We start from the raw sequence: 19,067 nt of genomic DNA, 5'->3' as shown, positions 1-19,067 counted from the left end.
CCGCCAGCCAGACGCAAGCGCGTCATGCATGAAAGGTCTCGAGTTGCCGATTCAGCGGAGCACACCATGGATGTAGCGGTTTTCAGTTCGACGCGCTACGAGCGCCGGTTTCTCGACGAGGCCAACCGGGCCGCGCAACACGATCTGCACTACTTCGACGTCCTGCTCGATATGGACAGCGTCGGTCTTGCGGCCGGCTACGGCGCGGTGTGCATCTTCGTCAACGACCGTGCCGACGCACAGGTACTCGAAGCGCTGCACGAGGGCGGCACCCGCCTGCTCGCGTTGCGCTGCACGGGCTTCAATAACGTCGATCTGGAAGCTGCCGCGCGGCTCGGCATGAAAGTCGTGCGTGTAGTCACATACTCGCCGTACTCGGTGGCCGAGCACGCGGTGGCGCTGCTGCTCGCGATCAACCGCAAAGTGCACCGCGCCTATAACCGCACGCGCGATTCGAATTTCTCGCTCGATGGCCTGACCGGCTTCGACCTGCACGGCAAGACGGTTGTGGTGGTGGGAACGGGTCAGATCGGCTGCGTGTTTGCGAAAATCATGGTCGGCTTCGGCTGCAAGGTGATCGGTTTCGATCCCTATCCATCGCCTCAATTCGAAGCGCTTGGCCTTGGCTACGCAACAGCAGGCAAATTTGCCGAACAAGCCGACGTGATTTCGCTGCACTGTCCGCTGACGCCCGAGACGTATCACATCATCAATTCGCAGACGCTCGAGTGCGCGAAGCCCGGCGCCATCCTGATCAATACGAGCCGGGGCGGCCTGATCGACACGGAAGCCGCCATCGAGGCGTTGAAGAGCAGCCAGCTAGGCGGCCTGGGGATCGACGTTTATGAGCAGGAGGCGGATCTGTTCTTCCGCGATCTCTCCAGCGAGATCATCACCGACGACGTCTTTCAGCGCCTCGTGTCGTTTCCCAATGTGATCGTCACCGGGCATCAGGCCTACCTCACACGCGAGGCATTGACGACCATCTGCGAAACCACGGTTGAAAGCATTACGAAGTTTGAGAAACAGCTGGAATTGAAGAACGAGGTGAAAGCCCGCTAGGCATACGCGTCGACTCCGCGCACGAGCCGCCGGGCCAGCCGCGGCTCCCTCAACTGCTCCAGCCACCATTGCAGCGCGCGGCCCTCATGCTCGTTGCGCCAGCCGACATACAGCACGTTTGGCTCGCGCGGAATCGCGGTGCGCTTTTCCACCAGTTCGCCGCGCTTGAGCAGCGACGCCACGCGATGCCGGGGCAGCCAGCCGATCCCGAGCCCAGCGCGCTGTGCCTGCGTCTTGGCGCGCATGGAAGGCGCGGCCAGCGAACGCTGCCCGCCCACCGTGCCGTACGCGCGGCCCGCCGTGGAACGCGACGAGTCGGCCACCACCACCGCGCGGTGGCGGGCGATGTCCTCACGCGTCAGCGGTTCGCGGGCCGCCGCGAGCGGATGCCGGGGCGAGATCGCGAACACCCACTCGACCACGCCCAGCTCGAACCACCCGAGATTGGGAATCGCCGGCGGCTCGTTGGTCGCGCCGACGACCAGATCGGCCCTGCCGTCGCGCAGCGCTTCCCAGGTGCCGGCGAGGACTTCATGGGTGACGCGCAGGGCCACCCCGGATTCGAGCTTGTCGAATGCATGCATGACCGGCATGAGCGTTTCGAACTCCATCAACTCGTCGGTCACGATCCACAGCTGGTCCTCCCAGCCGTTTGCCACTTGCCGCACGCGCTGCGTGACGCGCGAGACGTCCTGCGCGAGCCGCGCGGCTTCTTCGGTGAGCACCTCGCCCGCGCGCGTCAACTGCAAGCGGTAGCGGCGACGGTCGAACAGCAGCGCGTCGAAGCGCTGCTCGAGTTGCCGCGCGGCGTGCGACACGGTCGAGGGCGCCTTGCCCAGCCGCGCCGCCGCGCGCGACAAGCTGCCTGCGTCGCGGATGGCCTCCAGCAGGGCCAATTCGTCTTCCGACAACATGTGCAATTCCTTCGAACGTGTTCATCGATACGATCGTATGGCAAACCGCTATGCCGCGTCCATACTGCACTCACGCAATCGACGAAGTTCCACCCAAGTTCCACTTTTTCCACTGGAGAACATCATGAATCGCTTCGAAGGCAAAACCGTTCTGGTCACTGGCGGCAACAGCGGCATTGGTCTGGCGGCCGCACAGGCATTCGCGAGGGAAGGCGCACGCGTGGTCATCACCGGCCGCGACGCGGCAACGCTGGAAACCGCCCGCGCCACGCTGGGCAGCAAGGCTCTCGCCATCCGCAACGAAACCGGCACAGTGCATGACGCGCGCGACCTGGCCCGCCAATTGTCCGAACACGGCATCCGTCTGGACGCCGTTTTCATCAACGCCGGCGTCGCCAAATTTGCGGCGCTGCCCGATGTGAACGAGGCGCTCTGGGATGCCACCTTCAACGCCAACGTAAAAGGCGCGTACTTCCAGATTCAGGCGCTGCTGCCGCTGCTGAACCCGGGCACCTCGATCGTGCTGAACGGCTCGATCAACGCACGTATCGGCATGCCGATGTCTTCCGTGTACGCCGCCAGCAAGGCCGCGCTGATCTCGCTGGCCAAGACGCTGTCGGGCGAGCTGATCGGTTCGGGCATTCGCGTGAACGTGGTCAGCCCCGGACCGGTGACGACGCCGCTGCACGGCAAGCTAGGCATGGATGCCGACACGCTGTCGGCCACCGTTGCGCAAATCCAGAACCAGGTTCCGCTGGGCCGCTTCGGCCTGCCGGCGGAGATCGCCTCGACCGTGCTGCATCTTTGCGCGCCGGAATCGGCTTTTATCGTCGGCACCGAAATCATCGCCGATGGCGGCATGAGCCAGCTTTGAGCCTTCAGGGGAGGGCCTGAGTTGTTGCTGGGAGCGCTCGCAGCGGCAGGCGCGACGGGAGTCGCCCTGCTTCGCGCCTGCCAAAGAAAAACCCGCGAGGCGCAAAGCCATCGCGGGTTGGCAGCGATGCGGGGGTGGCGGCAAACTTCGCCGCCACATCCGCTCAAGCCATCAGAAGCGGTGGATGATGCCCACGCCCACCGCAACCATGCTGCGCGACGACGAAGGCGAGCCGTTCTGGCCGTCGCCGATGTCCGCCGTGGCGTTGATGATGGTCTTGCCGTTCGTGCCCAGCGTCTGGCCGTTCGCGCGCTGATACGCTTCCAGCGCATACAGGCCCGTGCGCTTGGACAGCGAGTAGTACTGCGAGAGGTTGAACTGGTTGTAGCTCGCCGCGCTGGTGATGCCGTTCGATTGCGTCGCGGCGGTGTAGCTATAGCCAGCGGCCAGGTCCAGCGCCGTGGTCGGCTTCCAGTGCAGCACGGCGCCGGCCGTGTTCCAGATCTGCGTGCCGTGGAACAGCGAAGCCGTGCCCGCCGCGTATTGCACGTTCGAATACGAGAGCGACACGTCCCACTGCGAATTGAACGCATAGCCGCCCGTCACCGCCACGCGCTGCTGCTTGGCTGCCGACTGGAAACCATTGTTGATGCCCGAAACACCCGGCTGCGAGCCGTTGTTCGACGCGGTGGAGTTCGCACCCCATGCGCCGCCGCTCGTGTTGCCGTTGTCGATGCGCTGGATACCCGCCGCGATGCCGACCGGGCCGTTCAGGTACTGCGCCGCCACGCTCCAGGTCTGGCCGGCGCCCGTGCTGCCCGGCGTGCCGCCCAGCGCGTACGAGCCGCTGACGGTGAGGCCGGCGATGGTCGGCGACGTATAGACGAGCGAGTTGTTCACGCGGTACAGCGTATCCAGCGAGTCAATATCGCCCGGGTGCGCGCCATATGCGCCGGTCAGCCAGGTAGTCGGGCTGTACGGTGAAAGCAGCGTGTAGTACGAGGTGTACTGGCGGCCCGCCGTCAACGTGCCGAAGCGCTTGTCCGTCATGCCCACCCACGCCTGACGATTGAACATCAGACCCGACACGGCTTGCGCGCCGTTCGCGCTGTTGAAGCCCTCTTCCAGCTGGAAGATCGCCTTCGTGCCGCCGCCCAGATCTTCCGAACCCTTCAAACCGAAACGGCTGCCGGCCCAGATGCCGTTATTCATCTTGACCACCGAGCGGCCGCCCGAGTTCGAGCCGAGCGCCGCCGAGCTGCTTTGATAGCCGATCCCCGTATCGACAATACCGTACAAGGTCACACTGCTTTGCGCATGGGCGCCGAGGGCGACCAGCCCCAGAGCCGAAGCCAAAAGCGCCTTTTTCATTTTCTCTCCTCTGCTAGAAACGCTATTTATGCGGCCTTGAATGAAGGCCGCCGAGTGTGAAAGCCAACGTGGTTGAAACATCCAGAATCAATACACCGGGTGGCCGTTGATGAGGCTCGGCAACCAGGTCGAAAACCACGGGACATAGGTGACGATATTGATAGCCGAAAAGATAGCGAGGTAGTACGGCCACGCGACCTTGGTGGTTTCACCAATCGACACATTGCCGATCGCGCAGCCGATGAACTGCACCGAGCCGATCGGCGGATGCACGAGACCGAGCGCGCAGTTCAGCAAAATCATGATGCCGAACTGCACCGGACCCACGCCGTTGTGCATGGCCATCGGCAGAAACAGCGGCGTCGTGATCAGGATGTGCGCCGCCATGTCGACGAAGGTGCCGAGAAACACCTGAATGATGTTGATGTACAGGAGCATCAGCCACGGCATCGAGGTCGCACCGTCGAGCATGCGCTCGATCGAATCGGGAATCTCCAGGTAGGCCATCTGGAAGCGCAGCATGTTCGACACGCCGATCAGCAGCAGCACCACGCCGGTCGTCTTCGCCGCCTTGCCGAGCGCGTGGCCGAGCTTCGCCAGCGACATCGAGCGGTACACCACGATGGTGAGAATCAGCGAATACGCCACGGCAATCGCGGCTGCTTCCGTCGCGGTGGCGATGCCGCGCGCCACGCAGAACAGAATGATCGCGATGACCATCAGGCCCGGCAACGCGCCGATGAAAGTGCGCAGCACCGCCATCCAGCCGGGAAAACGCTGCAGCTCGGTGGAGCCGTCGGCACGGCGCGGATAGCCAAACTTGACGGCCTGCCAGTAAGCGGCGATCAGCACGAGGCCCATCACCCACAGCACCGGCAAGAGCCCCGAGAACAGCAGATCGCCGATCGACACGCCGCTCATCTGCACGCCGTTGAGCGAGCCGCTCACGCCCTGGGCCGCGAACGCGTAGATGATCATGTTCGTCGAAGTCGGCATCAGCGCGCCGGCGAGCGACGAGTGCGTCGTCACGTTGACCGCGTACGCCGCGCTGTAGCCTTCGCGCTTCATCAGCGGGATCACCACGCCGCCCATCGCCGAGGTATCGGCGGTCGGCGAACCCGACACGCCGCCGAACATGGTGCAGGCAACGACGTTGGCCATGCCGAGGCCGCCGCGGAAATGACCGACGGTCGCCTGCGCGAAGCGCAGGATGCGGTCGGCAATGCCGCCGTGGAGCATCAGTTCGCCCGAGAAGATGAAGAACGGCACCGCGAGAAACGAGAACGCGTTCATACCCGAGATCATTGACTGCATCGCGGTGGCCGTCGGAAGTCCTTCGTAAAGATACGTCAGGACGCAGGACAGCCCGAGCGCGAACGAGACCGGCACCCCGAGAAAAAGGAAAACGAGAAAACTGGCGGTGAGAAGGGCGAGTTCCATGATGGTTCTACTTGTGTTTCCGGGCAAAGAGCCCGAGCAGATGCTCGGCCGAGAACATCGCGATGCAGACGCTGGCGACAATGGGAATGCAGTAGCGCAGTCCTTCCGGCAGGCCGAGAATCGGAATCCGGTCGTGCCGCGTGGTTTCCGCCATCTCCAGGCAACCGACGAAAGTCGCCACCGCGAAAACGATCAGGCAGATATGCTGAATGGCCGTCACGACCGTCTGGCCCTTCGGCGGCAGTCTCTTCACGAACGAGTCGAGCCCGATGTGGCCGCCTTCGCGCACCCGCAGCGCCGCGCCGAACATCGCGATCACGATGACGAGCAGCAGTGCAACGGACTCGACGAAATCGGGCGCGTCGGCAAAGACGTAGCGCATCACCACGCTATAAATCACGAGCGCGCACAGCGCCGCGAGGCTCACCGCCGCGACGACCACCAGCACGCGAAAAAGAAAATCGTTGGGGCGTTTAAGGAAATTCATTGACGCTGCCCTTCTTGCGACAGACCGGTCTTGAACATCTTGAGCGTTCAGCATGTCGTCTCCTGACACACCCGTTGCGCGCGGCGCGGCACGGTACGGCGCGAAGCCCGCAGGATCGCCTGCCGCAGGATCGCCTGCCGCAGGATCGCCTGTCGGGCAAGTCGCGCCGCTCCTGCCACAAACGGTGTTGATGCGGTTGGCGTACGGGACGCGGGACTTACTTGATTGCCTGGATCTCGTCGACGATCTGCTTCATTTCAGGCGTCTTTTCGTACTTTGCCCAAATCGGCTGCATGGCTTTCACGAAAGCGGGACGGTCGATCTGCGAAGCGGTGACGATGGTGGCGCCGCCCTTCGTGACCGTGTTCTGCGCCTCGGCTTCGCGCGCGGTCCACAGCTTCTGGTAGTACGGCACCGAGTCGGCCGCCGCCTTCTTGATGATCTGCTGCTCCTGCGGCGTCAGCGTGTCCCACACCTTCTTCGAGAACACCAGCACTTCCGGCGTCATCGAATGCTGGGTTTCCGAGTACACCTTGGCCACTTCGAAGTGCTTGGTTTCTTCGTAGGATGGCAGATTGTTTTCCGCGCCGTCGACGAGACCGGTTTTCAGGCCCGTGTAGACCTCCGCGAACGGCATCGGGGTCGGCGTGCCGCCCATGGCCTTGATTTCGTCGACCATCAGGTCGGACGGCTGCACGCGCACTTTCAGGCCCTTCATGTCGGCCGGCGACTTGATCGGCTTCTTCGCGTACATCGAGCGCGCGCCGCTCTCATAGAAAGTCAGCGCAATCATGCCCTTCGCGGTAAAGGCGTCGAGAATCTTCTGGCCTTCGGGGCCGTACATCACCTTGCGGAAATGGTCGATGTCGCGAAACAGGAACGGCAGCGACGGGATCATCGATTCGGGCACGATCTCGTTGAACGCCGCGCCGTTCGCGCGCGCCATGTCGAGCGCGCCGATGCGCACCTGATCGATGGTGTCGTTCTCGGAGCCGAGCGCGCTGTTGCCGAACACCTTCACCTTGTCCTTGCCGTCGGTCGCCTTGCTGATTTCCTCGCCCATGTACTTCACGGCCATGTTGGTCGGATAGTTGTCGCCATGCACATCCGAAACGCGGAACACGCGCGCTTGAGCCGACGTCGTGCCGAACGCCAGCGCTGCGGCGGCAACGATCATCGAAACACGGGAAGATGCAAACCTCTTGTTCATCGTGACATTCCTTGGAAATTGACCATCCCATCGATTGCGGATGCGACATGGTTTTGATGCGTCTGCGGCTGCGCGCATCGTCCCTTCGCAGGACGCGGCGCTCGCCGTGCTGGTTGTGCAACAACCCCGGCACAGGTTATCCAGCACTCCTGTCGATTATTCGACTGCCCTGCTTGGACCAGGCCGACAAACTTTCGGGTACGCATGGAGAAACGCGATGCCCATTTGAAAGCCGCCAGCTTTGTACTGCGACTCGACTTTCAGGTGAAAGCGATTTGTTGGACCTGCTTATGTTGTACGACGACAGACGAAGTCTATAAAAGCACTTTTCGCTTGTACAGACAGTATTTACCCGCAGAAAAACCCTCCCGGCAGCCATGAGCGAAGCGGCACGCTGCCACGGCTGACGCTTGTTTTGAAGGATCCTGCAACAGTGTTCGAAGCGCCTCGCAAGATGTTGTTGTTTTGAAGCATGAACTCAGAACACGGTAGCTTCTGCGCATCTTGTTGTACGACGAGTGATGATAATCGGCTGCAGAAAAGGCGCCGTAAACGAAAAACGCCGGGAGAAAGACGTCCTCCCGGCGCACGCTTCGCGCAAGCCTGATTACAGTTGCCCTGCAAATTCGGGCTCGGGAAGTCCGCTCACGCCGGGCCGCAGCGCGAACACGTGGCCGTCGTGCTCGCTCGCGCCCGTTCCCGGACGGATCGACGTGACAAACAGCGTATCGAGATCGCGGCCGCCGAACGCGCACATGGCCGGCTTCACGGCCGGCACGGCGATCTCGCGGTCGAGCTTGCCTTGCGGCGTGAAGCGCAGTAGCCGTCCCGCGTCGTTCGCGCAGATCCAGTAGCAGCCATCGGCGTCCACCGCCGCGCCGTCGGGGCGGCCCGCGTAGTGATGCAGATCGGCGAACACGCGCCGGTTGCGCGGCGCGCCCGATTCGATGTCGTAGTCGAAGGCCCAGATCAGGCGGCGCAGCGGATGCGAGTCGGTCAGATACATCGTCGCGCCGTCCGGCGACCAGCCGAGGCCGTTCTGCGTAATGAGCGCATCGACGACCGGCGCGGACAGCACGCCGCTTGCGTCGTAGCGGTACAGTGCGCCGTCCGGAATGGCCGCGGCCATGTCCATGACCATCGTGCCGGCCCAGAAGCGTCCTTGCCGGTCGCAGCGGCCGTCGTTGAAGCGCATGCCGGCGCGCGGGAACACAGGCGCCCCGAGCTTGCGGACGGCAGCCGTCAGCGGCTCGCCTCCGTCAGCACCCGACGCATCCGACGCCTCATCGAGCGTGACCGCGAACAGCCCCGTTTCGCAGCCCGCGAGCACCGTGCCGTCACGATTGAAGGCGATGCAGGCAACCTGCTCCGGCAGCCGCCATTCGGTGCGCCGGCCCGTTTCGATCTGGGCGCGCACGATCTTCTGCGCCGGAATGTCCACCCAGTACAGCGCCTGCTCCGCCGCACGCCAGACCGGGCTTTCGCCCGTCGCCGCGGGCAGCGGCCCGGCGGCTTCGAGCCGCTCCACCTTCGGGTTAGCCGTTGCGCCCGTCATCTGGATTCACCCGTCGCGTTGCCGTGCTTCGGCTCCATCGGTCCGGCGAGCACGAACGGGCCGCCCTGGTACAGCTGGGTCGGATCGTCGAAACGCGGGTCGGGCGCGCCCGCCGGAAACAGATGCTCGAACGGCTCGGAGCTGTCCTTCGGACGGAAGCCGAGGAACGCGGCCTTGGTGTTGTCCACCCACGAAATGCGATTGTTCGAGACGCCGTAGACGATTGCATGGCCGACGCGATTGGTGAACAGCGAGCAGCGCACGAGTTCGATGAAGTCGCGATAGCTCAGATACGTGACGAGCATGCGCGCCGACTTCGGCTGCTCGAACGACGAGCCGATCCGCAGACACACGGTCTCGAGCCCGAAGCGGTCGAAGTAGTAGCGCGACAGCGATTCGCCGAAGCACTTCGTGACGCCATACAGGCCATCGGGGCGCAGCGGCGCGTCGGCATCGAGCACCGAGGTCACCGGATGAAAGCCCACCGCATGATTCGAGCTCGCGTAGACGATGCGCTTCACGCCCTGCTTGTATGCGGACGAGTACAGGTTGTAGAGGCCGCGGATATTCGCTTCGAGCAGATCCTCGAACGGCGCCTCGACGGAAATGCCGCCGAGATGCACCACGGCGTCCACGCCTTCGAGCAACGCGTGCACAGCCGCCGCATCGGCGAGATCGACGATAGCGGCCTCTTCGTGCGCGGCCACTTCGCCGAGCGGCGCGATATCGGACACGCGCACGATGTCGGCCCAGTCGGCGAGCGCGCCGCGCAACTGCTTGCCGAGATTGCCCGCCGCGCCGGTGAGAAGCAGGCGGCGGAACGGCTTGCTTGCCGCGGAGCGGTTAACGTTCGAATCGTTCGAATCGGTCATGTCCTTATGCTTCTGTGAGTGCTTCTGTGGGTGAGGTTGGATCGGTTCGCCGGATCGACGCGCGAGAAAGCGAAACGGCGCTCAGGTCACCGGCGCCGGGTTGAACAGCACCAGCGCGTTATGGAGCTTGAGCTTCTCGGCGCAGGTCTCCTTGCGCCCACTCGCGACGTCGAGCATCAGCCGGAACAGTTCCCAGCCCACGTCCTCGATGCAGGACTCGCCGGTCGCGATGGTGCCGGCGTCGATGTCCATCAGATCGCGCCAGCGGCGCGCGAGATCCGAGCGCGTCGCGACCTTGATGACGGGCACTTCGGCGAGGCTGTACGGCGTGCCGCGGCCCGTCGTGAACACGTGCAGCGTGATGCCCGAAGCCAGTTGCAGCGTGCCGCAGATGAAGTCGCTGGCCGGTGTCGCCGCATAAATCAGGCCCTTCTGCCGCACCTTGTCGCCCGGCGACAGCACGCCCGAGATCGCCGAGTTGCCCGACTTGATGATCGAGCCCATCGCCTTTTCGACGATGTTCGACAGGCCGCCCTTCTTGTTGCCGGGCGTCGTGTTCGCGCTGCGGTCGGCGCCGCCGCGCTTCAGATAATCGTCGTACCACTGCATTTCGCGGATGATCGCCGCGGCCACCTCCGCATTGGCCGCGCGCGCCGTGAGCTGGTCGACGCCGTCGCGCACTTCGGTGACTTCCGAGAACATCACGGTCGCCCCCGCGCGCACGAGCAGGTCGGTGGCGAAGCCGACGGCCGGGTTCGCGGTCAGCCCGGAGAACGCATCGCTGCCGCCGCACTGCACCCCGACCACGAGATCGGAGGCCGGACAGGTTTCGCGGCGGCGGTTGTTCAGACGCTTGAGATGACCCTCGGCCATGCGCATGATCGACTCGATCATCGACTGGAAGCCCACGTGCGCTTCGTCCTGCAACACCACGACGTCGCCGTTATGGTCCGCCGCGACATCGCCGATATCGGCGATGTCGTCCGCGTTCGCGGCCGCCGCGATCGGGATCGTGCCCGGCGGCATCAGGCGCTCGGGCTGCAGCTTCTCGCAGCCGAGGCTCACCATCATCACCTCGCCGCCGAAGTTGGGATTCAGCGCGATGTTGCGCACGGTGCGGATCGGCACCATCGCGTCGGGCGCGTCGATGGCGACGCCGCAGCCGTAGGTGTGGCCGAGACTCACGACGTCGTCGACGTTCGGGTACTTCGGCAGCAGCTCCGCCTTGATGCGCGTGACCGCGTGCTGAACCACGTCGGCCACGCACTGCACGGTGGTCGTGATCGCGAGGATGTTGCGCGTGCCGACCGAGCCGTCCGCGTTGCGATAACCCTCGAACGTGTAGCCGTCGAGCGGCGCCATCTCCGGCGCCTTGATGGTGGCGATGGGCAGATCTTCGAGCCCGGGCGGGCTGGGCATGCGGATCACGTGCTCGTTGATCCAGCTGCCTCTCGGCAGCGCCTTCAACGCGTAGCCGATCACCACGTTGTAGCGGATGATCTCGTCGCCCTCGGCCAGGTCGGCGAGCGCAACCTTGTGCCCCTGCGGCACGCGCTCGCGCAGCCTGAGGCCGTCGGCAAATACCGCGCCCTCGCCCAAGCCGCCGTCGTTGACGACGATTGCGACGTTGTCGTTGGGGTGAACGCGTATGTAGAGCGGAGTGTGTTCCATTGCATCGATCCTCACGGCGCGGCCGGCTTGCCGCGCCATTATTTATACGTCATCATACAACATAGGCGTTAACCGCAACGTTCCGTATTTACCCTACCGTGCGCGATACGCCGCGAATCCCCGTTGAATTCCCGGATTCCTTGTTGTACGATGACGTATAAGTGTTCGAGATTTATTTAGCGAATCCCTACTTGTCGGACCTTCGGCCCTGCGAGTCGATCAAACCGGGCCCAGCCGACCCACCGAAACATACCGCTTCTGGATATTCACATGACGACACCGCAGGAACTCAAGCAGATCGTTTCGGAAGGCCTCCTGTCCTTCCCCGTCACCGACTTCGACGCACAAGGCGATTTCCGCGCCGACACCTACGCCGAGCGCCTCGAATGGCTGGCGCCGTACGGCGCTTCCGCCCTGTTCGTGGCCGGCGGCACGGGCGAATTCTTCTCGCTCACGCACGACGACTACTCGAAGGTCGTGCGCACCGCCACCGAAGTCTGCAAGGGCAAGGTGCCGATTCTCGCCGGCGCGGGCGGCCCGACCCGCACCGCGATTGCCTACGCGAAGGAAGCGGAGCGCCAGGGCGCGCAAGGCATTCTGCTGATGCCGCACTACCTGACCGAAGCCAGCCAGGAAGGCATCGCCGCGCACGCGGAACAGGTCTGCAAGGCAGTGCCGAACCTGGGCGTCATCATCTACAACCGCGCCAATTCGAAGCTCAACGCCGACATGCTGGAGATCCTGGCCGAGCGCTGCCCGAACCTGATCGGCTTCAAGGACGGCGTGGGCGAGATCGAAAACATGGTGACGATCCGCCGCCGCCTGGGCGAGCGCTTCTCGTACCTTGGCGGCCTGCCGACCGCCGAAGTCTATGCCGCCGCGTACAAGGCGCTTGGCGTGCCGGTGTACTCGTCGGCGGTTTTCAACTTCATTCCGAAGACCGCGATGGACTTCTACCGCGCCATCGCAGCCGACGACCACGCCACCACCGGCAAGCTGATCGACGAATTCTTCCTGCCGTACCTGAAGATCCGCAACCGCCGCGCGGGCTACGCGGTCAGCATCGTCAAGGCGGGCGCGAAGCTCGCGGGCCACAGCGCGGGTCCGGTGCGCGCGCCGCTCACCGACCTGACCGGCGAAGAAATGGAACAGCTCGACGCGCTGATCCGCAAGCTCGGTGCGCAGTAAAGCCGCGGCGGCGCGCCACGTGCACACCCGCGCGCACGCCACCAGCCAGATCGACGAGGACCGCGCAGACGGTCCCGTCACGAACGCCCGGCGCGGCCACGCCGCCGGGCGCTCATAACGGCCCCTGCCGGATAACTCAGGAGACAACCATGAACATGAGCCGCACGGCCAGTTCCGCCAGCGCGGTCGCGCGCACCCGGGTTCGCTACGCGATCCTGGCGCTGATCTTTCTGATCACCACCCTCAACTACGCTGACCGCGCGACCCTCTCGGTCACGGGCTCCGCGATGCGCGCCGCGTTCAGCCTCGACGCGATCCGCATGGGCTACATCTTCTCCGCCTTCAGCTGGGCCTACGTGCTCTCGCAGCTGCCGGCCGGCTGGCTGCTCGACCGCTTCGGCGCGCGGCGCGTGTATGCGGCCAGCATTTTTTCGTGGTCGCTGTTCACGCTGCTGCAAAGCTCGATCGGCCTGCTGGGCAGCGCGGGCGCCGCGGTGGCCGCGTTGTTCGTGCTGCGCTTCGCGATGGGCGCGGCGGAATCGCCCGCGTTCCCGGCCAACGCGAAGGTCGTCGCGAGCTGGTTCCCGACCAACGAGCGCGGCACCGCATCGGCCATTTTCAACGCCGCGCAGTACTTCGCCGCCGTCGTGTTCACGCCGCTGATGGCATGGCTCACCCACGCATTCGGCTGGCAGACGGTCTACGTGGTGATGGGCGTGCTCGGGCTGCTGCTCGCGCTCACGTGGCTGATGTTCATGAAAAATCCCACCGACCACCCGCGCGTTTCGCGCGCCGAACTCGACTACATCGAGCAAGGCGGCGGCCTCGTGAGCGGCGCGCGCAAGATTCGCTCTGACGACGCCGAAAAATCCGGCGGCTGGGCGCTCATGCGCCAGCTGCTCAGCAACCGCATGCTGCTCGGCGTCTATCTCGCGCAGTACTGCATCAACGTGCTGACCTACTTCTTCCTCACCTGGTTTCCGATCTACCTCGTGCAGGCGCGCGGCATGACGATCCTGCAGGCCGGCCTCGTCGCTTCGCTGCCGGCGATCTGCGGCTTTTCCGGCGGCGTGCTCGGCGGCCTGATCTCGGACGGACTGATCCGGCGCGGCGCATCGCTCACGCTCGCGCGCAAGGTGCCGATCGTGGGCGGCATGCTGCTGTCGACGTGCATCATCGGCTGCAACTATGTCTCGACCGACTGGATCGTCGTCGCGCTGATGTCGCTCGCGTTCTTCGGCAAGGGGATCGGCGCGCTCGGCTGGGCCGTGGTGGCCGATACCTCGCCGAAGGAAGCCCTGGGCCTGTCGGGCGCGATTTTCAACATGTTCGGCAACGTGGCCGGCATCGTCACGCCTATCGTGATTGGCTATCTGGTCGCACGCACGGGCTCGTTCAATGGCGCGCTCGTGTTCGTCGGCGCGAACGCGCTGCTGACCGTGTTCAGCTACCTCGTGATCGTGAAGGACATCCGGCGAGTCGAACTGCGCGCGGCCTGAACGGCGATCGGACAACGATATAATCCCATGCAGAGACCTCTGCCAATTTCCGATCAAGGGGCGTTTTCGATGGCCACACCAGTCGCGCCTCCGCCACGACGCGCACGCAATCTTGCCGAACTCGTCGTCAACTATGTCACCGAGCAAATTGCCGCCAAGGCACTGAACCCCGGCGACAAACTCCCGACCGAATCGCAGTTGATGCACACGCTCAGCGTGAGCCGCACCGTGATTCGCGAAGCCATTTCGCGCCTGCAAGCGGGCAAGATCATCGAGACGCGGCACGGTATCGGCAGCTTCGTGCTCGAACCGCCGCGCGAAAAACTCGGCATCGCCGTCGTGCCCGCCACTACGTTGCGCGACGTGCTGTCGATTCTCGAACTGCGCATCAGCCTGGAAACGGAATGCGCGGGCCTCGCGGCGCAACGCGCAAAACCGGACGACCTCGCGCGCATTCGTGCGGCGCTCGACGCGATTGAAACCTCGCGCCACAACGGGCAAGACAGTGTGGACGCCGATTTGCAGTTTCACGTTTCGGTGGCGCGCGCCACGGGCAATCGCTATTTCGTCGACATCCTCTCGCAGATGGGCAGCGCGCTGATTCCGCGCAAGCGGCTCGACTCAGCCGGCATTGCGCGCGCCGATCCGGATGCGTATCTGTCGCTCGTTAATCTCGAACATGAGAGCATTTTTGAAGCGATTTCGCGGCATGATGCCGAAGGCGCACGGGCGGCGATGCGGATGCATCTTTCCAATAGCCGGGAGCGGTTGCGGCGGGCGAATGAGGTGAGCGACGCGAATAGCTGAGCGGGTTTCTGCTGATATCGCGGAGTTCGGAGCCGCGGCGCGCCCGGGCATCGTCAGAACAATCGAAACCCACCAGCGCCCGGCTGCAACGGCTGAAAGGCGAATTCCCGCGCAACGAAATGCCATTGCCCGAACTCCGGGTCGTACACCGCATACTGGTTGCCTGCTTCGGGTGTCGAGGTGGTCACGAGCGGCATCGTGTCGAGCGCCCGATCTAGTACCCGCTGCGTGCGCGGCCGCTCCCAGAGCCTGACCAGTTCCGCAGTTTCCCGCCAGGCAAACAGGCCCCCCTGTTCGTGCAGGTAGTCGATATGCACAAGCGCATCCGCGTCCACTTCGATGCCAGACGACGTGGAGCGCGTTCGCGAACCTTGCACGCAGACCACCGTCCATAGCGAACCATCGGGGCGCTCGAGCACGCGTCCGTCATGCGCCGCCCAGGCGATGTGAAGGGAAACCTGCATCTGCTTCGCATCCGGGCAAAAGATGTTCGGTTTAACCCCGGAAACGCGCGCTAACTGGAAGCTCCCGCCATTGCGCCTCGCCTGGTACTCGCCTGAAATCAGCGCATTGAACATCGACAGATAGAAGTTCGGGGCCTCGCCTTCCGGAAGACGACTCCCTTGCACCTGCACCGCAACGCCATCCGCTGCCAGGCGGATCAACATATAAGGGTCGATTATTTCGCCGGCCTTGATGTTTTCGTCCGAGGCGCGACGACGCATGCGATTCCAGCCGAACATCTAGTTGCGCCCCGATGACGGCATACTCGAAATCAATTCAGCCCCGCACGAGGCCTTGTGACCTTCGAATGCCGCGGCGGCGCCATCGACTTCGAAGCTGTCATCGCCGTCGGCAATTACGACCTCGCCATGCAACGCGCAGAGGCAAGCATCGCCCTTGCGCGCAACCGAGCGCCCCATGACCGTGTAATTGGGCGCCCCAGCCTCCACATGTCCGCCGTGACTGAGAAGGTCGCCGACCCGGATGATGCCTCGCATAACCTCTCCTTTACTCTGAATAACCCTGCTTTAACCCCTTGTCCTCATCGAAGCGGTGCCCCCACCACGGCAGATAGGCATTGTTCCCGCCGCGTGCGCGGAACCAGTCGGAATCGGCGTCGATGGGGTTGAGTTTCGACGGCGGCACGATCACGACCGCAACGGGACGGTTCGCGTCCGTGGTGCCCGCGACCAGCACATTGCCGCCCAGATGATTCGCTCGGCCAATGGCGAGCGCAACGTCCGTCAATGCGGTGCCCGCGCCCATTTCGCCGAGCAACGCGGGCGTATTGAACATTTGTTTGCCGTAGTCGAAATCGGGCAACGTCTCGGTAAGCGTGCGCGACAACGGACCCACGCGCGCCGATGCCTCGTCGCTGGCCCGACCGGCATCGTGTATGACGTAGTGAATGTCGGGAACGGTGACGCCTGTGTTGTGCGCGGCGGCTTCAATCGTTGCCTTCCACGCCTGCACCGTGCGAGTCGTTCCGGCCTTCGAGTCGAAATCGCTCGCGTTGCCGGTTGCCGCGCGTCCGATCCAGGCGAGCGGTTCGCGCTCCGTTTTGAAGTCGGGGCCAGTCAGAATCAGCAGCACCATGTTTTCGTTAAGCTGGCCGTCCTTCGGCGGGAAGCTCGGTGCGTCCCAGTTCATGACCCATACGCTTTTGTCCGGGTTGGTCTGGAGGTAATCGAGTGCGGCGTTCAGCGAGGTGAAGCCTGCGTTTGGGCCGCCGGGGGTTACCCGAACCTCAGGCGGGGTGCTGTCGCTCCAGAGTTTGGGGAAATATTTGTTTCCGATGTTGAATTCGCTGATGATCTGCTTTTGCAGATAGGTTTGGGCTTCAACCGGATCGAGCCGCGTGGGAATGGCGAACTCGACATGGATGCCGGCCAGTTCTCGCCAGTCTCTCTTGTTTGCTGGTTTGACCGTGTAGAAATATCCGGAATTCATTACGTAACGGGTTCCGAACAGATTTAGTAATGTTCTAACGTATTGTTCATAGAATCCATCAAATGATTCTGTGCCATCGTTTCCATAAGCGATTCCGGCAACGTACTGGAGCGTCGAGAATTTTTGCGGTTGCGTCCGCACCATGTCGTCGTTCTTGTTGGGCTTCACCAGACTCAATGCCCACAGCAATTGCCATTCGGTCGGATAGTCGCGCCGTTGCAAGGGATTGAGCCATTGGACTCCAACGACCTGTGCAAGGAAAGGCCGGGAAGACTCGCTGGTCGCGGCCGCGGCTTCTGCCGATGGCGTGGCGGTCTGCGCCGTCGCTGGCATCAGCACCGTGCTCAGCACGAACGTTGCCCAGGCGACAAGACCCGGCAGCAGAAGCAGTCGTTTCATGAATTCCCCGGCCTACTCTGAATAGCCCTGCTTTAACCCCTTGTCCTCATCGAAGCGGTGCCCCCACCACGGCAGATAGGCATTGTTCCCGCCGCGTGCGCGGAACCAGTCGGAATCGGCGTCGATGGGGTTGAGTTTCGACGGCGGCACGATCACGACCGCAACGGGACGGTTCGCGTCCGTGGTGCCCGCGACCAGCACATTGCCGCCCAGATGATTCGCTCGGCCAATGGCGAGCGCAACGTCCGTCAATGCGGTGCCCGCGCCCATTTCGCCGAGCAACGCGGGCGTATTGAACATTTGTTTGCCGTAGTCGAAATCGGGCAACGTCTCGGTAAGCGTGCGCGACAACGGACCCACGCGCGCCGATGCCTCGTCGCTGGCCCGACCGGCATCGTGTATGACGTAGTGAATGTCGGGAACGGTGACGCCTGTGTTGTGCGCGGCGGCTTCAATCGTTGCCTTCCACGCCTGCACCGTGCGAGTCGTTCCGGCCTTCGAGTCGAAATCGCTCGCGTTGCCGGTTGCCGCGCGTCCGATCCAGGCGAGCGGTTCGCGCTCCGTTTTGAAGTCGGGGCCAGTCAGTATCAGCAGCACCATGTTTTCGTTAAGCTGGCCGTCCTTCGGCGGGAAGCTCGGTGCGTCCCAGTTCATGACCCATACGCTTTTGTCCGGGTTGGTCTGGAGGTAATCGAGTGCGGCGTTCAGCGAGGTGAAGCCTGCGTTTGGGCCGCCGGGCGTTACGCGAACCTCAGGCGGGGTGCTGTCGCTCCAGAGTTTGGGGAAATATTTGTTTCCGATGTTGAATTCGCTGATGATCTGCTTTTGCAGATAGGTTTGGGCTTCAACCGGATCGAGCCGCGTGGGAATAGCGAACTCGACATGGATGCCGGCGAGTTCTCGCCAGTCCTTTTTGTTTTCCGGTTTGACCGTATAAAAGTATCTGGAATTCATTACGTAACGGGTTCCGAATAAATTCAGTAATTTTCTAATGTATTTTTTATAGAATCCATCAAATGTTTCCGTACCATCGTTTCCATAAGCGATTCCGGCAACGTACTGGAGCGTCGAGAATTTTTGCGGTTGCGTCCGCACCATGTCGTCGTTCTTGTTGGGCTTCACCAGACTCAATGCCCACAGCAATTGCCATTCGGTCGGATAGTCGCGCCGTTGCAAGGGATTGAGCCATTGGACTCCAACGACCTGTGCAAGGAAAGGCCGGGAAGACTCGCTGGTCGCGGCCGCGGCTTCTGCCGATGGCGTGGCGGTCTGCGCCGTCGCTGGCATCAGCACCGTGCTCAGCACGAACGTTGCCCAGGCGACAAGACCCGGCAGCAGAAGCAGTCGTTTCATGAATTCCCCGGCCTACTCTGAATAGCCCTGCTTTAACCCCTTGTCCTCATCGAAGCGGTGCCCCCACCACGGCAGATAGGCATTGTTCCCGCCGCGTGCGCGGAACCAGTCGGAATCGGCGTCGATGGGGTTGAGTTTCGACGGCGGCACGATCACGACCGCAACGGGACGGTTCGCGTCCGTGGTGCCCGCGACCAGCACATTGCCGCCCAGATGATTCGCTCGGCCAATGGCGAGCGCAACGTCCGTCAATGCGGTGCCCGCGCCCATTTCGCCGAGCAACGCGGGCGTATTGAACATTTGTTTGCCGTAGTCGAAATCGGGCAACGTCTCGGTAAGCGTGCGCGCCAACGGACCCACGCGCGCCGATGCCTCGTCGCTGGCGGAGCGAGTCAAGGTGGTTGTCGCCTGA

The 19,067-nt window shown here is 63.3% G+C and carries 17 protein-coding genes and 1 pseudogene; 5 read left to right on the top strand and 13 right to left on the bottom strand.

Going from position 1 to position 19,067, the window contains the following annotated elements:
• Nucleotides 1–66: 66 nt before the first annotated feature.
• Entirely contained in the window at nt 67–1,062 is a 996-nt protein-coding gene (locus tag P5W99_RS19695) for a 2-hydroxyacid dehydrogenase (protein WP_434664377.1), read from the top strand.
• Here P5W99_RS19695 and P5W99_RS19690 read toward each other — a convergent pair.
• Nucleotides 1,059–1,976 carry a LysR family transcriptional regulator gene (locus P5W99_RS19690; RefSeq protein ID WP_434664375.1) on the bottom strand — a complete coding sequence of 306 codons (918 nt, stop codon included), beginning with the start codon at nt 1,974–1,976 and terminating at the stop codon, nt 1,059–1,061. The genes P5W99_RS19695 and P5W99_RS19690 overlap by 4 nt on opposite strands.
• A gap of 124 nt (nt 1,977–2,100) precedes the next feature.
• Between P5W99_RS19690 and P5W99_RS19685 the strand changes: the two genes are divergently transcribed.
• Nucleotides 2,101–2,850 carry an SDR family oxidoreductase gene (locus tag P5W99_RS19685; RefSeq protein WP_421027089.1) on the top strand — a complete coding sequence of 250 codons (750 nt, stop codon included), beginning with the start codon at nt 2,101–2,103 and terminating at the stop codon, nt 2,848–2,850.
• A gap of 171 nt (nt 2,851–3,021) precedes the next feature.
• On the opposite strand, the gene P5W99_RS19680 is transcribed toward P5W99_RS19685, so the two are convergent.
• The 7 genes from P5W99_RS19680 to garD all read right to left on the bottom strand — a co-directional run bounded on the left by P5W99_RS19680 (nt 3,022) and on the right by garD (nt 11,456).
• Complete coding sequence (locus P5W99_RS19680; protein ID WP_434664372.1) at nt 3,022–4,221, bottom strand: porin; 1,200 nt, start codon at nt 4,219–4,221, stop codon at nt 3,022–3,024.
• A gap of 87 nt (nt 4,222–4,308) precedes the next feature.
• On the bottom strand, nt 4,309–5,661 hold the full coding sequence (locus P5W99_RS19675) for a TRAP transporter large permease (protein WP_421026802.1): 1,353 nt from the start codon (nt 5,659–5,661) through the stop codon (nt 4,309–4,311).
• A gap of 7 nt (nt 5,662–5,668) precedes the next feature.
• A complete protein-coding gene (locus P5W99_RS19670) occupies nt 5,669–6,148 on the bottom strand; it encodes a TRAP transporter small permease (RefSeq protein WP_434664370.1) in 480 nt (159 codons plus the stop codon).
• A 217-nt stretch (nt 6,149–6,365) separates the two neighbouring features.
• Nucleotides 6,366–7,358 (bottom strand): TRAP transporter substrate-binding protein, encoded by a 993-nt coding sequence (locus P5W99_RS19665; RefSeq protein WP_421026800.1) that lies wholly within the window; start codon nt 7,356–7,358, stop codon nt 6,366–6,368.
• A 607-nt stretch (nt 7,359–7,965) separates the two neighbouring features.
• Entirely contained in the window at nt 7,966–8,913 is a 948-nt protein-coding gene (locus tag P5W99_RS19660; protein ID WP_434664367.1) for an SMP-30/gluconolactonase/LRE family protein, read from the bottom strand.
• Nucleotides 8,910–9,785 (bottom strand): NAD-dependent epimerase/dehydratase family protein, encoded by an 876-nt coding sequence (locus P5W99_RS19655; protein ID WP_421026798.1) that lies wholly within the window; start codon nt 9,783–9,785, stop codon nt 8,910–8,912. The genes P5W99_RS19660 and P5W99_RS19655 overlap by 4 nt, the downstream gene beginning before the upstream one ends.
• 81 nt (nt 9,786–9,866) lie before the next feature.
• A complete protein-coding gene (gene garD / locus P5W99_RS19650; RefSeq protein ID WP_434664365.1) occupies nt 9,867–11,456 on the bottom strand; it encodes a galactarate dehydratase in 1,590 nt (529 codons plus the stop codon).
• 270 nt (nt 11,457–11,726) lie between these two features.
• On the opposite strand from garD, the gene kdgD reads away from it, so the two are divergent.
• The 3 genes from kdgD (at nt 11,727) to P5W99_RS19635 (ending at nt 14,950) form a co-directional block, all read left to right on the top strand.
• Nucleotides 11,727–12,644 (top strand): 5-dehydro-4-deoxyglucarate dehydratase, encoded by a 918-nt coding sequence (gene kdgD, locus P5W99_RS19645; RefSeq protein WP_421026796.1) that lies wholly within the window; start codon nt 11,727–11,729, stop codon nt 12,642–12,644.
• 149 nt (nt 12,645–12,793) lie between these two features.
• Nucleotides 12,794–14,143 (top strand): MFS transporter, encoded by a 1,350-nt coding sequence (locus tag P5W99_RS19640; RefSeq protein WP_421026795.1) that lies wholly within the window; start codon nt 12,794–12,796, stop codon nt 14,141–14,143.
• A gap of 69 nt (nt 14,144–14,212) precedes the next feature.
• Nucleotides 14,213–14,950, top strand: a complete 738-nt coding sequence (locus P5W99_RS19635) for a FadR/GntR family transcriptional regulator (protein WP_421026794.1) — start codon at nt 14,213–14,215, stop codon at nt 14,948–14,950.
• Between the two features lie 53 nt (nt 14,951–15,003).
• Here the strand turns inward: P5W99_RS19635 and P5W99_RS19630 are convergent, their stop codons facing one another.
• From P5W99_RS19630 to P5W99_RS19610, 5 genes and pseudogenes are all read right to left on the bottom strand, one after another.
• Nucleotides 15,004–15,693, bottom strand: coding sequence for a hypothetical protein (locus tag P5W99_RS19630; protein ID WP_421026793.1), 690 nt, complete (start codon nt 15,691–15,693; stop codon nt 15,004–15,006).
• Nucleotides 15,694–15,951 carry a PAAR domain-containing protein gene (locus P5W99_RS19625; protein ID WP_421026792.1) on the bottom strand — a complete coding sequence of 86 codons (258 nt, stop codon included), beginning with the start codon at nt 15,949–15,951 and terminating at the stop codon, nt 15,694–15,696.
• Between the two features lie 10 nt (nt 15,952–15,961).
• Nucleotides 15,962–17,302, bottom strand: coding sequence for a virulence factor (locus P5W99_RS19620; RefSeq protein WP_434664361.1), 1,341 nt, complete (start codon nt 17,300–17,302; stop codon nt 15,962–15,964).
• 12 nt (nt 17,303–17,314) lie between these two features.
• Nucleotides 17,315–18,655, bottom strand: coding sequence for a virulence factor (locus P5W99_RS19615; protein ID WP_434664359.1), 1,341 nt, complete (start codon nt 18,653–18,655; stop codon nt 17,315–17,317).
• Nucleotides 18,656–18,667: 12 nt separating this feature from the next.
• Nucleotides 18,668–19,036, bottom strand: a pseudogene (locus P5W99_RS19610) (hypothetical protein); the annotation flags it as partial.
• Nucleotides 19,037–19,067 lie beyond the last annotated feature (31 nt).

It is taken from the genome of Paraburkholderia sp. A3BS-1L, from assembly GCF_051125215.1.
Taxonomy (GTDB): domain Bacteria; phylum Pseudomonadota; class Gammaproteobacteria; order Burkholderiales; family Burkholderiaceae; genus Paraburkholderia.
The sequence above is the reverse complement of the archived record's forward strand: the minus strand, read 5'-3'. Positions and strand labels throughout refer to the sequence as shown.